Origin of the sequence: Mesorhizobium intechi, from assembly GCF_002879535.1 — a bacterium.
GTDB lineage: Bacteria > Pseudomonadota > Alphaproteobacteria > Rhizobiales > Rhizobiaceae > Mesorhizobium > Mesorhizobium intechi.
In genome coordinates this window covers 73656-88193 of record NZ_PNOT02000219.1, presented here as the reverse complement: position 1 = coordinate 88193, position 14538 = coordinate 73656, and the positions used below count along the sequence as shown (strand labels likewise).

Genomic DNA, 14538 nt, shown 5'->3' with positions numbered 1-14538 from the left:
TTCCCCATGGTAGCGCTGACCGATCCGGACCTGCTGTTTCCGTCCGAAGCGCATTCGCGCTCGCTTGCCCGCGAACTCTATGCCGGCATCAAGGACCTGCCCATCGTCAGCCCGCACGGCCATACCGATCCGCGATGGTATGCACAAAACGAGCCGTTCCCGGATCCGGCGCAACTGCTCATCGTGCCCGACCACTACATCTTCCGCATGCTGTTCAGCCAGGGCGTGCGGCTGGAGGATCTCGGCGTGGCGACGCTTGACGGCGCCACGGTGGAGACCGACGGCAGGACGATCTGGCGGCGCTTCGCCGAGCACTATTACCTGTTTCGCGGTACGCCGACCCGGCTGTGGTTCGACCATGTGCTGGCGCATCTGTTCGGCATCGAAGAGCCGCTGGATGCAACGACCGCCGACCGCCATTACGAGACGATCGCGACGGTGCTGCAGTGGGAGAATTTCCGTCCGCGCGCCTTGTTCGAGCGCTTCAACATCGAAGCCATCGCCACGACCGACGGCGCGCTCGACGATCTCAAATGGCACAAGATGATCCGCGACAGCGGCTGGGAGGGCCGTGTCGTCACCGCCTATCGGCCGGACTCGGTCGTGGATCCCGATTTCGAGGGTTTTTCGGCCAATCTCGACCGGCTCGGCGAGATCACCGGCTGCGACACGGGCAGTTGGGCCGGTTATCTCGACGCGCATCGCCAGCGGCGCGCGTTCTTCAAGGACTATGGCGCGACGTCTTCGGATCACGGCCATCCGACGGCGGAGACCGCCAATCTCTCCGACGCGGCGGCGCAGGAGCTGTTCAACCGCATCCGCCGCGGCTCGGAGGATGAGCGCGAGCGCAAACTGTTCCGCGCCCAGATGCTGACCGAGATGGCCAAGATGAGCCGGGATGACGGGCTGGTGTTGCAGATCCATCCCGGCTCCTGGCGCAATCATTCGCCCTCCATTTTCCAGAGGTTCGGCCGCGACAAGGGCTTCGATATCCCGATGCGGACCGACTATGTGACGGCGCTGAAGCCGCTGCTCGATTGCGTCGGGCTGGAGCGTAACCTGACGGTGATCCTCTTCACACTCGACGAGAGCAGTTACGCGCGGGAACTGGCGCCACTGGCCGGTGTTTACCCGGCGCTGAAGCTTGGCCCCGCCTGGTGGTTCCATGACAGTCCGGAAGGCATGCGCCGGTTTCGCGAGATGACGACGGAGACGGCCGGCTTCTACAACACCGTCGGCTTCAACGACGACACCCGTGCCTTTCCCTCGATCCCGGCCCGCCACGACGTGGCGCGGCGAGTCGACTGCGCCTTCCTGGCGCGCCTCGTCGCCGAGCACCGGCTGCGCGAGGAGGAGGCGCATGAGCTGGCTCGCGAATTGGCCTACACGCTGGCCAAGAAGGCGTACCGGCTTTGATGGCGTCGGTTCCAACTCCCAACGACGCTGGCCGTCGGAAACGCGTGACAGGCTGACATGAACAGTACCGGCATCGATCTCTCCGCCTTCAGCCTGGCCGGCAAGCGCATCCTGGTCACCGGAGCCAACACCGGCATCGGACAAGGCATTGTCCTCTCGATCGCGCGCGCGGGCGGCACTGTGGTCGGGGTCGGCCGCTCGTCGATGGACGATACGGCGAGCAAGGTCGCGGCCATCGGTGCCAGGTTCGAAGCGGTGAGCGCCGACCTTGCCGACACGGCGGCCGCCGGACCGATGCTGGACCGGGTCTGGGACGAAAGCGGGCCGCTCGACGGGCTGGTCAACAATGCCGGCATCATCCGGCGCGCCGATGCCGTCGATCTGACCGAAACCGACTGGGACGACGTCATGGACGTCAATCTGAAGACGGTCTTCTTGCTCTGCCAATCCTTCGCAAGGCGCGCGCTTGCCGACGGTCGCCGGGGCAAGATCGTCAACATTGCTTCGGTGCTGAGTTTCCAGGGCGGCATCCGGGTTGCCTCCTACACCGCGTCGAAACATGGCGTTCTCGGCATCACCCGGCTGCTCGCCTGCGAATGGGCTTCCAAGGGCATCAATGTCAATGCCATCGCGCCGGGCTATGTCGAGACCAACAACACGCTGGCGCTGCGCGCCGACCCCGATCGCAGCGCCGCCATTCTCGGGCGCATTCCAGCGGGGCGCTGGGGCGAGCCATCGGACATTGGCGATGCCGCCGTATTCCTGCTGGCACGGGCTTCCGACTATATGCATGGCGCTGCGGTTCCGGTGGATGGCGGCTGGTTGGCGTGGTAGCGCGGTTCATCGTTTCGCCGAAACGCCGAACTGCGCTACCTCTTTGTTTTCACGCAATTCCGGACGGAAAACCGTTTCACGCTTTTCCTGGAATTGCTCCAAGGAGATGACAATGACGGAGCCCAAGATCTTCGCGCATGCCGATGAGGGGACCTGGATGCCGACGCCGGATGGCAACAGGCGTCGTGTTCTCCTGCATACCGACGAACTGATGCTGGTCGAATTCGGCTTCGACAAGGGCGGCGTCGGCGCCCTGCATTCGCACCCGCATGTCCAGTCGAGCTACGTCGCCGAGGGCCGTTTCGAGGTGACCATCGACGGGCGCACGGAAATTCTCGAGGCCGGCGGCAGCTTCATCGTGCCGTCGGGTCTGGTGCATGGCGTCAAGGCGCTGGAAGCGGGACGGCTGGTCGACGGCTTTACGCCGCACCGTGCCGATTTTCTTGCTTCAAATCAAACGGATAGCGCATGATGTCGTCCCAAACCGCTTCGCACTCTTCGGCATCCTGCCTTAGCCGAGGATTTCGCCTGGCCAAAAAATAGGGAGATCGAGTGCGGGCGCATAACCCGCGCCCCGAAAGAGGCGCGGGTTGTTGCCTGGGCGCTTGTGGCGCCGCGGTACTCAAGACATGACCGCAGGATGTGAAGCCTGCCGCATCGTGGTGAAGATAAGCTTAATGCGCCGTACAACCGACGGCTGCCTGTGGTCAGGTGATGTGCCGGAGCAGGCTGAAAATCCGCTCGAACGTCTTGCCGTAGGGCGGGCGCAGCAGGGCGCCGGCGCTCAGGCGCGACTGCAGGAAAACCGGCTTCTCCTTGCTGAAGGTGCGGAACCCCCATTCGCCGTGATAGGCGCCGATGCCGCTGGCGCCGACGCCGCCGAAAGGCTGGTTCTCCTGCACCAGATGCAGCATGCAGTCGTTGATGGTGACGCCGCCGGCGACGGTCTCGCGCAGGATGCGCCGGCGGTTGCCGCTGTCGTTGCCGAACCAGTAGAGCGCCAGCGGCCGCTCGGCCTGGTTCACATGGCTGATCGCCTCGTCGACGGTGGCATATTCGACGATCGGCAGCACCGGGCCGAAAATCTCCTCGCGCATCAGCCGCAAATCCGGGCCGGCATTGGTGACCAGGGTCGGCAAGAGCTTGCGGCTCGTGGCGCTGAATTCCTCGCCGGCCGGGTTGATTTCGACGACATTGGCACCGGCATCGCGGGCTTCCGCGATCATGGCGCGCAGGCGCTGAAAATGCCGGTCGCTGATGATTGCGGTGTAGTCGGGGTTGTCGCGCAGCGTCGGGTAGAGCCGCGCCGCCGCGGCAGCGAGTTTGGTGACGACCGCGGCTGCCTGCCCCTTGGGCACCAGCAGATAGTCCGGCGCGATGCAAGTCTGCCCGGCATTGAGCAGCTTGCCGTAGGCGATGCTGGCTGTTGCCGCATCGAGATCGCAGGAAGGATCGAAGATCGCCGGCGACTTGCCGCCGAGTTCCAGCGTGACCGGGGTCAGATTGGCGGCAGCGGCGATCGCGACCTGGCGGCCGACCGCGGTCGAGCCGGTGAACAGCAGATGATCGAACGGCATCGACACGAAGGCCTTGCCCATCTCGGCATCGCCGGTGATGACGCTCAATTCGTCGGGCGAAAAATGTTCGCCGGCCAGCTTGGCGAGCAGCGCCGAGAAGGCCGGCGTCAGTTCGGACGGCTTGACCAGAACACGGTTGCCGGCGGCGAGCGCTGCCGTGACCGGCGCGACGGCAAGCTGGAAAGGGTAATTCCACGGCGAGACGATGCCGACCACGCCCAGCGGCTGCGGTATGAGGCGATTGCGGCCCGGCAGGAACGGCAAGGTGGTGGCGACACGACGCTCGCGCATCCAGCCCTTCAGATGAGACAGCGTGTGGCGGATGCCGGCACGCACGACAAACAGTTCGGCGAGCCGCGTCTCATGCGCCGAGCGGCCGCCAAAGTCCGCGTCGATCGCGGCGCAAATGTCCATCTCATGCCGCTCGGTCAGCGCCAGCAAGCGCTGCAGGCGGTCTTTCCGAACGCCTGGATCCGGAAAGGGCTGCTGCTCGAAGGCGGCGCGCTGTAGCTTGAACCGTTCGCCGAGGACATCCTCTCTCACCTGCAGCATCGCGCCCTCCCTTGGCTTGCCTGGCCGAGCTTACATCCTGGCACGTGAAGGAATCCAGCAGGGGTGCGGGTGTCGCAGGGGAAGGTGAGCCTTCGCCAATCACGGCCAGTCGTGCGCCGTCGACATGGATGACTGTTCCGGTTGTGTTCCGAGGGCAGCTGCGCTACTCCGAAGCATCACGCGGAGAGCATCTTGATCGATTCCCACATCCTCTCCCATCCCCGAAAAATCGCTTCCCGTCCGGTGTCCGCCTGATGTCGGCACTGGCAGCCAGCATTCGGGCGGAGGATCCCAAGCGGCGCGTCCTGAAGGACGTGTTCGGCTTCGACGATTTCCGCCCTGGCCAGGCCGATGTCATGGACGCGCTGCTCGGCGGGCGCCATGTGCTGGCCGTCATGCCGACGGGTGCGGGCAAATCGCTCTGCTACCAGGTGCCGGCACTGGTCATGGGCGGGCTCGCCCTTGTCGTGTCGCCGCTGGTGGCGCTGATGCAGGATCAGGTCGCGGCCTTGCGGCTTGCCGGCGTTGGCGCCGATACGATCAATTCCTCGCTCGACCGGGAGGCCAATGTCGCCGCCTGGCGCCGCGTGGCATCAGGCCAGACGCGGTTGCTCTATCTGGCGCCGGAACGGCTGATGACCGAGCGCATGCTCGAGGCGCTTTCCAGGCTCGAAATCAGCCTGATCGCCATCGACGAGGCGCATTGCATCTCGCAATGGGGGCCGGCGTTCCGGCCTGAGTATGAGGATTTGTCGCGCCTGCGTCACATCTTCCCCAACGTGCCGATCATCGCGGTGACGGCGACGGCGGACGAGAGCACGCGCAGCGATATCGAAGCGCGGCTGTTCGCCGAGCGGGTCGAAACGCTGGTGCTGGGTTTCGACCGGCCCAACATCAAGCTCGCCATCGAATCCAAGCAGGACGGCAAGCGGCAATTGCTGCGCTTCATCGAGCGTCATCCGGGCAAGAGCGGCATCGTCTACTGCCTGTCGCGCAAGAAGACGGAGGAGACGGCGGCCTTCCTCGAGAAGAACGGAGTCACCGCGCTCGCGTACCACGCCGGCATGAGCAAGGAGGCGCGCGAGGCCAACCAAAACGCCTTCATGACCCTGTCCGGCGTCGTCATGGTGGCGACCATCGCCTTCGGCATGGGCATCGACAAGCCCGATGTCGCCTATGTCTTCCATACCGACATGCCGGGCAGCCTGGAGGCCTATTATCAGGAGATCGGCCGTGCCGGCCGTGACGGGCGCAAGGCCGAGGCGCACATGCTGTACGGCCTCGGCGACATCCGCATGCGCCGGCTGTTCATCGACGACGAGGATGCTTCGGTCGAGCACAAGAAGCGCGCTCATCGCCGGCTCGACACGCTGATCGGATATTGCGAGACGGCGCAGTGCCGCCGTCAGGTGTTGCTCGGCTATTTCGGAGAGGAAGCAGAGCCCTGCGGCAATTGCGACAACTGCCTCGAGCAGGTGCCGCGCGCGGATGGCGGCGCGGAAGCGCGCATCATCCTGGCCGCGGTCGCGCAGAGCGGCGAGCGCTTCGGCGCCGCCCATGTCATCGATATCCTGCTCGGCCATGAGACCGAGAAGATCCTGGCCCGCGGTCATCAGGAGCTCGCCAGCTTCGGCAGCGGCGCCGCGCACAAGAAGGATCTCTGGCTATCGCTGGTCCGGCAGCTCGTCGCCGGCGGGTTCCTCGAGCCGGATCCGAGCGGCCATGGCGGCCTCGCCATCGCCGAGAAAGGCCATGCGCTCGGCCGTGGCGAGATCCCGTTCCATTACCGTGTCGAGATCCGCGGCCGCGCCTTGCGCAAGATGCGGACCGCGGAGGGTGGCAACGCCGAAGGCGTCGATGCCTCGCTGCTGGCCACGCTCAAATCCCTGCGGCTGCGCCTGGCCAAGGAGCGCCAGGTGCCGGCCTATGTGGTGTTCTCCGACCGCACGCTGATCGACATGGCCGAACGCCGTCCGCGCGACCTCGATGCCTTCGCCGAGGTCAATGGCGTGGGAGGGGCGAAGCTCAAGGAATTCGGGGAGATTTTTGTCAAGGCGATTGCCGGACACGGGTCCGACGGGTCGGTCTGAAAACCCACACGACATCCGGCAAACCAGCGGAGCGCGACCGCGACTGGAATTATCGGCCGCCGCACAAACCGGCGTGGTGCTTTGACGAGTTGAGCAAAGCAACCAACCCTTCCGCCGCTCGTTGACCTAAGCTGGGATGATCCCTAGCCACCTTTGGCCCGCCTTGGTCCCCATTCCGGGCGGGCTCTTTTTGCCTGTCGGGCGGCGGCATCTCGATGCCGAGCAAGACCGTATCCTTGAGGAAGGTCGCCGCCGTGCCGTTGCCGGGCCTGGACCTGATACCGTCGCCGCAACCGCTCGACCTTGCGTGGCAATAAACGTTTCGGAACCATTTTAGTGTATGCTAATTTACCTGCGATTGTCTCGGTCGGTCTATGCGTTTATCGACACAAGGTTTCGGGAGGATGAGATGAGCGGCAAGCCCGATGATCCGCCAATTGAACGACGCTCACTTCCCCGGTCGGTCGTTCTAAAGGATGGAACCATTATCACCGAGAATATGACAATCGCTTGCTCCGTCAGAAATCAACACGCTCATGGTGCGGAGCTGCGGGTGGAGCCGGGCGTGGTTGTTCCCGAGCGGTTCGTCCTGCACGTTCCCGCCGATGGTGTCGAATATCGTGCCGTGGTGCGATGGAGGAAGAACGAGCGGCTTGGCGTACAGATCCATTGAAACAGCACGCCATCAAGCAACTGGCCGAATTATCACGCCGCGAGCACTCGCGCAGTGCGCGATGGCATCTTTGCCTGATGCCGGTCATCTCGCCGATCCTCACCGTTCTCCATCCTGCGTCCGTCAGACGCTGAAATGAAGAGCAGTGAAGTTAGCTAGCGGCAACGAACTTCCATTAGCTATCTCCGATATGTTGCGGCCTATTTGACTCACGCTGGTGGGATGTGGCCCATTGTTGAAAACGGAGGAGAACATGAAATTTGATGTCTTGGGCCGCATCGGCAATATGCGATTGCCGGACGGAAAAACCGCGTTGCTTTAATCAATCTACGAGGCGGTAAGTAACGCAACTCAAGCTGCTGAAGAGCGCTTCGGTCGAGCTGCATTCACCAAGCGTGGGGTCATCAGTATCTTGGTTGAATTCAACGCGGACAAATCTCTCCGGCATGCGACATGACCGAGACAGCGCGCAAAAAGTTCGAACGAAGCATTGCTCAGACGCCTACGCCTGATGGGATGGGGTATTATGGGTTTTCGACCCCGCACCGGGCGGCTATTCGGGTGCTCAGTTATGCGAAGGTGTTCAGAGACGCGGAAATGAGAAATCGAAGCTTCTTTGACAAGCTGGGATTGCTACCCGAAGAAGTTCGAAAGGCCTTGGCAGACACTGTGCAAGCAGCGGAGTAGAGGCCCGCCTGGTAATGGGAGGCGGGCAGCGTCACCGTCAATCGTTGGCGATCAATGAGTCGAGGTGCCTCGGGCTGGCCATCGTTCCCGATTGTCTTGGATGCAAGAAGCGTCGGGTTAAGGGGGGCCACCACAGGGTCAAGTGAATATTAATGCCTAGTACCGGGACGATATTTTTAGCTTTTACCGTAAGGATCCAAATTTGCTCGAACCCGTCACGATGACGTCTGCGAGGAAGTGGAAATAAGGATGGCAGAGGCGAGACGTGGGTAATCTTCGGCATTGAGTTGTGGGTTAATGGTCAGGACATGGTCGTCATCGTAGCGGGTAACGCCAGATGGCGATATGGCGTTTCAAAAATCCAACACTGTAACTAACGAACTACACTGACGGGGCAGCGTTGAAACATCAACCATTAAAGGACATAGAACAATGGCAAACGTGGTGGCTCGTAACAGGGCCCAAGCTGCCTCCTAGTGAGCTTAGATTTACGAATCGCATTTTCCTTGTACCGTTGTCTGAGATCGATTTTCAGGACGCGAAAAAGAAACGGGTGCCCGTCATCAAGATGGATGCGTCGCTCGATTCCCAAGTCATTGCCTACCCTCCACGGGATGAGGTGCAAAGCCGTCACCGCCTTCAGATCGACGTCGAGGCGGCGAACGCCGATGAAGCGTCCGACATTGCACAGCGCATCGCTGACAGACTGCTTCTGTCACTGAGTCTCTCGATCCCTGGTAGGCGTTATCATGCTGAACTCCGCAGGCTTCGGCGCGCGGGCGAGCAACAAGAACTTACCGCTTGGTCGCAGCCTGCTAGGATCGCGATGTTCTATGAGCCGGATGCCTTGTTCGAAAGTGATTTGACCGAGGTCAGGGCACTTTTCTCGATCACCGAGAATGATTCGGTAGCCGAAAACGCATACGTCCATCTGCTGACGGCATGGCAACTGCAAAATACCGCTGGCGCGAAACCGCTACAGCGTTCGATCCTTCAGCATTACGTCCTCTGCGTTGAAGCGATAGTCACTGGCGTGATGACCTCGATACGCCGGGAACGCGGGGACAGTATTCGTCTTGAGGAGCGGGAATTCGCTGCGGAGTTCGCCGAGACGCTCTCAAAGCGGGCGAACAAGCCAGAAGCGATTCGTGAAGCATCAACAGAACTCCGAAGAATCGGGCTCATCAACATGCTGCCTTCGATCGCCACGGTTGCCTCTGTGCTACGAGTGCCCGATAATTTGAAGGATCAGGCCGTAGATCTATATCGGTTTCGTTCAAGCAATCTCAGTCACCCTGGCAGGGACAAACCGGAGGCATACAAAGAGTGGTTGGCCAATGGCCCTACCGTCGAACAGTTCTGCCGAGCAGATATAGTCGCGCGGAATTTCTTAGCAGCCTACTGCAAACGCAGTGCTGGGATCGAGTAGCGACAACCTAGATGTCAGCGCCGGGAGTATTCGCCCTCCAGCACTCGGCTGATCGGGTACCGCAAGCGTAACGTCTCACAGACGGACAGAGACCGGGCCGTTCCGAACTGGTGATCTGGAATCATAAGCGGCCCTTAGTCCTCGCTGAACTTGCATAGCCACGAGATAGAGGTGTCCCTGGTAGTAGGCAGTTAGGGAAACTGAATTTGTAGAAGGGAATGTCTTTCCTTTCGAAGGCTCTTTAGTCTCGGCTGATCAGTGAGAGCGATGCGTGTCTTGAGCTGATCGAAGATGGCTTCGTATTTGCCGTGCGTCTCACCATATCGGGTGATCGCATCCGTGTGCTTCTTAGTCCTGAGCGATTCCTTGAATTCTCGCTTCCCGTTGGCCAGAATTCGATAGTCGGGAGGGATGATCCGGCGATAGACATAATTGCCATCGCCCCGGATATAGAGATAGCGGGCCGTGAAGCCCTGAATCGTAACCTTTCGTATAGCCTCTTTGTACCAAAAGAGAACTGCCTATACGAAAAATCGTTGTAAATCACATAGTTATTGGAAAGCGATGGCGGAGAGGGAGACCGCCAGTGCATTGAAATTGCTGACTTTACCGTCAGGCAGGCGCTTGATTTTCCTAATCCCGAAGCGTATTCCCGTGAACATATTGCACGTTAATGACTTTGCTGACAAGCTCCATGCTTAGGAAAGCCGTTAGGAAAAAATGGCGCGGCATAAACTTCGTGATACGCAGATCAAGGGTCTGTCTGCCGGTCGGCATGGCGACGGCGATGGCCTGTGGCTCTATGTCAACAAGGCTGGCACGCGCAGTTGGGTCTTCATCTACATTCGCCAAGGCATGCGCCGCGAGATCGGGCTCGGCTCTTACGGCAATGAGTCGGGCAAGATCAGCTTAGCTGATGCCAGGCGCCGCGCCGACGAGGCGCGCGAGATCGTCAAGAACGGCGGCGATCCTCGAAAGGAAATGGCTCACCGTCGCCGGACGGTGAAGCTCAGGACTTTTGGCGAGTGCGCCGACGAGCTGCTGATCTCGAAAGAAAACACCTTCCGCAATGACAAGCACGCAGCCCAATGGAAGATGACGTTGACCGAGTACGCGCAGCCGCTGCGCAAGATCCCTGTCGGCGACGTCAGCACGGACGACATTGTTCGAACGCTTCGGCCGTTATGGACAGAGAAGCAGGAAACCGCCTCCAGGCTGAGAGGCCGCATTGAGAAGGTGCTCGACTATGCCAAGGCCGTAGGGCTGCGCTCGGGCGAGAATCCGGCCCGGTGGAAAGGTCACCTCGATCATATTCTCCCGGCTCGCCAGAAGCTCGCCAAGGGCCATCACGCGGCCATGCCCTATGCCGACGTCCCGGCCTTCATGGTCGATCTCGTCGGTGTCGACGGCTTCGGCGCCAGGGCGCTCGAACTCTGCATCCTGACCGCCACCCGATCGGGCGAAGTGCTGAACGCGGAATGGTCCGAATTCGACCTGGGCAAAGCTCTGTGGACGATTCCAGCCTCGCGAATGAAGATGGCTCGGGAACATGTTGTCCCGCTCTCGGATCGCGTTCTAGGGGTCCTGAAGGGACTGCAGGCCAAGCGGCTGTCGAACTACGTCTTCCCCGGTGTCGCCCCAAAGCGGCCGCTGTCCAACATGGCAATGACTGCCGTCCTACGCCGAATGAAGAAGGGCGGCCTCACTGTCCACGGATTCAGGTCCAGTTTCCGCGATTGGGCCGGCGATGCGACGAACTTTCCGCGCGACGTCGCCGAGATGGCGCTGGCCCATAAAGTTGGCGACGAGGTCGAGAACGCTTACCGCCGCGGCTCGGCGATCGCGAAGCGTAAGAAAATGATGGACGCTTGGGCGGCCTATGTTTCGACCGCCAAGGGCGGCGCTAACGTGACGCCTATGCGGAGGGGTCATGAGCGCTAACGATCAGCTTCCATCGCTCCTGCAGGTGTTCGGCCCTGGACGGGTGCCTGCTGAGTTCCGACAAGCGCTCCACTCTGCCGAGATCGAAGCGGACCTTGCCGCTGGGATCGATATTTCAGGTGGTCGGGACACTTCCGATGGAGCACCGTCGCGCGGTGTCGACTTGGTTTCGGAGCAACTTCTCTCGGAATTGCGTCGTCTAAAGGCCAACCAAACAAGTGATGGGCGTGCCTCAGTCAATTGGCAGGCCTTCGCGCTATTGATGGCGTGCGTGGGTGAGGGGAAGGCGCCGCCGGCATCATTGATGCGGCTCATTTTCGAATGTCTCGATGGGGTGGAAGGCAAGCCGCCGCCAGACGTCTGCGAGAAATTCAGATGGCCGAGCGTCGATGATTGGGCACGTTGGGACGCTGTTGTTCAGGCCGATGCTAAGGCAATAGCGGCAACTGGCTCGGCGGCGACAGAATATTCTCTCGCCAAGCTCACAGGTGTTTCCCGGAAGACCATCAATCGATGGCGGCAAGCAGCTAGCTACCAAAACCGACGCTCTTTTGCTGTCTACCTCCTGAGTGCGCACAGTGGTGACCTGTAAGATTATGCGCTCAAATTATCTTTCGCGCGCATTTTGACGGGACAAATTTTCTGCTCTCTATAGGTCGCCACACGCAACTAAGGCGACGTTGGCAACACTACTGGCCACCTCGCCGCAACCGCGAAAGGTGGCAATAAAATGGACGGCGACGCTGTTCTGATTTCGATCAAGGAAGCGGCTCGGATTACCAGCCTCTCCCGAACCAGCATCAACGAGAAACGCGCAGCCGGCAAATTCCCGCAGCCGGTACCGCTTGGTGACAAGCGCATTGCTTTCGTCAAGTCCGAGGTCGAGCAGTGGATTCGCGACCGCATCGCAGCCCGCTCGCGGGAGGCCGCGTGATGGCCGGCCGTCCAGAGACGGAAGACCACAGCACCGAGCCCCCGATCATCGAACGCGGTGAGCGCTTCCTGGCCGAGGTTCCGCGCCATTTGAGAGGCCCGGCTATCCCCGCCTTGCGCAAGATGGGCCTCAGCTCCGCAGAAGCCTGTGAGGCTGTCCGGCGCCACAACCAAGCGATGGCGAGGGCGATCTGATGAACATCGATCCCGAGCTGATCGACCGCGCTGCCCGGTTCCTAAGCTATGCCGGTGATCGTCGCGCCGCCGACCTGGTGCTCGCCGAACGCTTTCAAATCGGCCGTGAAGTGGCCAAGGCGATCATTGAAAAGATCCGGCTACGCAAAGGAGGCAGCAATGCAGATGCCTCCTGAAAACCGAAAACCCGCCGACGACCAGACGGCAGGCCCCGTGTCGCAAATCTTCTCCGAGATTTTCTTCAGCGAGCATTTTCGACCAGGATTGAAAAAAGGTCGTGGCATGGCGCAAGCCTCGCTCAATCTGATCGCAGCCATGCGCAAGATCGCCGAGGCAGTACAGCCGATCACCGGCCGCGGCATTGGCTACAAGCTGTTCACGGCCGGCCTAATCAGATCGATGTCGACCAACAGCATGGCCAAGGTTTATCGGCTGCTGCGCATCGCGAGAGAACAGGGCGACATCCCGTGGGATTGGATTGTTGACGAGACCCGCGAACTTGAGCGGATCTCGACCTGGGACGATCCTGCTCAATATGCCAGGGCGGTGGCACGGTCCTACCGTCGCGACTTCTGGAATCAGCAGCCTCATCGCGTCGAGATTTGGTCGGAGAAAGGAACAGTTCGCGGTGTCCTTAAGCCGGTGCTCGATCACTTTGCGGTCGGCTTTCGCGTCATGCACGGTTTCGCCAGCGCGACGACCGTCAACGACATCGCTCAAGATGATGATGGACGCCCGCTCATCGTTCTCTATGCCGGCGATTTTGACCCCAGTGGTATGTACATGTCCGAGGCCGATCTGCCGCGGCGCTTAACCGAGTATGGCGGCGCGCATGTCCGGTTCCGACGCATCGCTCTTACGCCGGAGCAGACGCAGGGTCTTCCTTCCTTCCCCGCCTCCGACAAGCGCTCGGATAAACGTCATGACTGGTTTTTCGAAAACCATGGACCGCGATGCTGGGAGTTGGATGCGATGGACCCGCGGGACCTGCGTGATTGCGTTGAGCGGGAAATCAAAGCGCTTATCGAGCCGGAAGCCTGGGCGCGGTGTGAGACTGTAAACGCGGCCGAACTCGAATCCTTGCAGTCGATCCTTTCGGGCTGGAGAGCGGGATGAGCAAGCGACAGGAAAGGCGCCGAAGCGAAGGCGAAGGCCATTTCTTCCAAATGTACGAATGGTTGATGCGAACGCCAGCTTGGCAGCACGCCACGGTTTACGAGCGCTCGCTCTATTTGGAGATTAAGCGCCGTTATAACGGCCGGAACAATGGCGACATCTCGCTGTCGCACCGCGAGGCCGAGGCGCTGCTCGACTGCAGCAATACGGCGGTGGAGAAGGCGTTCAAGGGCCTACAATGCAAAGGCTTCATCAAGCCGCAGCAAAAGGGTTCGTTCGATTGGAAGATCAACGGTAACGGAGGGCGCCACCAGGGCCGCGCTACTCGCTGGCGGTTGACTGAATTGCCGCAGGATCTGCCATCTCGGGAACTCGCTGGCGGGACCAAAGAGTTCATGAAGTGGGCGCCTGGTTTCGACCTCTCAGAAAAAACAGCGGCCCGCCCACAGCGGACCAATGGTCCGCTCACAACGGACCATTCTGAAAATATGGCCCGCTCACAGCGGACGATAGAAGACGGAGTGACCGCTCATGTCGGACGATAAGCCCCGTTTTTACCCAATCATCGACCGCTCACAGCGGGCAGTATTAGTTACCATGTCAGGGCGCATCTGCGGAGGCTCCGATGCAGCATGATGAAGTTACCCTATTCACCTGGCTGCCTTCCGGTAAGGTGATCGTATTCCCCATGGCAAACCGGGTCGGTCGCATTCGTGACGTTGCGGCGAAGATGCTCGACAAGCCGACGGACCGAGCGGCCGCATTCTACCGCGACCAGGTTACGGATGCTCTGCTGCGCTCGCTGGCTCGTGCGGGCATCTCGGCCGCGAAACAAGACGAGCAGCTTGGAGCCTTCTGGTCTGCCGTCGAAGTCGAGATGGTTCGCCTGAGCTATCGGGGCAGCCGGCCAGGCGGGAGCGCGGCATGAACCCGATTGTCGTTCGACTCCGATCTGACAGGGCTACGATATCGCCGGCGGGGCGCGGCGCCGACCAGGTCGCGAATCGGCGGCTGCTCGACCTGGCGCACGTCCACCTCGTCAGGCGACCTCTGTCGCGCAAGCCAAGCAGGAACGATCTCTTTCAACACCGATTT

General features: G+C 61.0%; 15 protein-coding genes. 13 read left to right on the top strand and 2 right to left on the bottom strand.

The genetic code is table 11. The annotated features are described in order from the left end of the window. Positions 1-6 precede the first annotated feature (6 nt). The 3 genes from uxaC to C1D09_RS18930 all read left to right on the top strand — a co-directional run bounded on the left by uxaC (position 7) and on the right by C1D09_RS18930 (position 2722). Positions 7-1416 (top strand): glucuronate isomerase, encoded by a 1410-nt coding sequence (gene uxaC / locus C1D09_RS18940; RefSeq protein WP_143975746.1) that lies wholly within the window; start codon positions 7-9, stop codon positions 1414-1416. A gap of 57 nt (positions 1417-1473) precedes the next feature. Beyond that, complete coding sequence (gene kduD / locus C1D09_RS18935; RefSeq protein ID WP_143975745.1) at positions 1474-2250, top strand: 2-dehydro-3-deoxy-D-gluconate 5-dehydrogenase KduD; 777 nt, start codon at positions 1474-1476, stop codon at positions 2248-2250. Positions 2251-2362: 112 nt separating this feature from the next. Then, complete coding sequence (locus C1D09_RS18930) at positions 2363-2722, top strand: cupin domain-containing protein (RefSeq protein WP_143975744.1); 360 nt, start codon at positions 2363-2365, stop codon at positions 2720-2722. A gap of 235 nt (positions 2723-2957) precedes the next feature. Here C1D09_RS18930 and C1D09_RS18925 read toward each other — a convergent pair whose 3' ends face one another. Continuing rightward, positions 2958-4379 (bottom strand): coniferyl aldehyde dehydrogenase, encoded by a 1422-nt coding sequence (locus C1D09_RS18925; protein ID WP_143975743.1) that lies wholly within the window; start codon positions 4377-4379, stop codon positions 2958-2960. Positions 4380-4633: 254 nt separating this feature from the next. On the opposite strand from C1D09_RS18925, the gene recQ reads away from it, so the two are divergent. The 3 genes from recQ (at position 4634) to C1D09_RS18910 (ending at position 9258) form a co-directional block, all read left to right on the top strand. Next, positions 4634-6469, top strand: a complete 1836-nt coding sequence (gene recQ / locus C1D09_RS18920; protein ID WP_143975742.1) for a DNA helicase RecQ — start codon at positions 4634-4636, stop codon at positions 6467-6469. 409 nt (positions 6470-6878) lie between these two features. Beyond that, positions 6879-7142: a PilZ domain-containing protein gene (locus C1D09_RS18915; RefSeq protein WP_143975741.1), complete on the top strand. Its 264-nt coding sequence runs from the start codon at positions 6879-6881 to the stop codon at positions 7140-7142. A gap of 1201 nt (positions 7143-8343) precedes the next feature. After that, entirely contained in the window at positions 8344-9258 is a 915-nt protein-coding gene (locus tag C1D09_RS18910) for a hypothetical protein (protein WP_143975740.1), read from the top strand. A gap of 191 nt (positions 9259-9449) precedes the next feature. Here the strand turns inward: C1D09_RS18910 and C1D09_RS34365 are convergent, their stop codons facing one another. After that, the gene (locus C1D09_RS34365; protein WP_425463424.1) at positions 9450-9707 is read right to left on the bottom strand and encodes a DUF6538 domain-containing protein; all 258 of its coding nucleotides are present in this window, start codon (positions 9705-9707) and stop codon (positions 9450-9452) included. Between the two features lie 271 nt (positions 9708-9978). On the opposite strand from C1D09_RS34365, the gene C1D09_RS18905 reads away from it, so the two are divergent. The 7 genes from C1D09_RS18905 to C1D09_RS18880 all read left to right on the top strand — a co-directional run bounded on the left by C1D09_RS18905 (position 9979) and on the right by C1D09_RS18880 (position 14371). Then, positions 9979-11199, top strand: coding sequence for a tyrosine-type recombinase/integrase (locus C1D09_RS18905; RefSeq protein WP_143975739.1), 1221 nt, complete (start codon positions 9979-9981; stop codon positions 11197-11199). Then, positions 11189-11791, top strand: coding sequence for a hypothetical protein (locus tag C1D09_RS18900; protein WP_143975738.1), 603 nt, complete (start codon positions 11189-11191; stop codon positions 11789-11791). Before C1D09_RS18905 ends, C1D09_RS18900 begins: the two co-directional genes overlap by 11 nt. Before the next feature lie 138 nt (positions 11792-11929). Then, on the top strand, positions 11930-12133 hold the full coding sequence (locus C1D09_RS18895; RefSeq protein WP_143975737.1) for a helix-turn-helix transcriptional regulator: 204 nt from the start codon (positions 11930-11932) through the stop codon (positions 12131-12133). A 193-nt stretch (positions 12134-12326) separates the two neighbouring features. Beyond that, complete coding sequence (locus C1D09_RS33195) at positions 12327-12503, top strand: hypothetical protein (protein WP_167514673.1); 177 nt, start codon at positions 12327-12329, stop codon at positions 12501-12503. Then, positions 12487-13443, top strand: coding sequence for a hypothetical protein (locus C1D09_RS18890; protein ID WP_208760402.1), 957 nt, complete (start codon positions 12487-12489; stop codon positions 13441-13443). Before C1D09_RS33195 ends, C1D09_RS18890 begins: the two co-directional genes overlap by 17 nt. Continuing rightward, positions 13440-13988, top strand: a complete 549-nt coding sequence (locus C1D09_RS18885; protein ID WP_143975736.1) for a hypothetical protein — start codon at positions 13440-13442, stop codon at positions 13986-13988. The genes C1D09_RS18890 and C1D09_RS18885 overlap by 4 nt, the downstream gene beginning before the upstream one ends. 80 nt (positions 13989-14068) lie before the next feature. Continuing rightward, positions 14069-14371, top strand: coding sequence for a DUF6074 family protein (locus C1D09_RS18880; protein WP_167514672.1), 303 nt, complete (start codon positions 14069-14071; stop codon positions 14369-14371). Positions 14372-14538 lie beyond the last annotated feature (167 nt).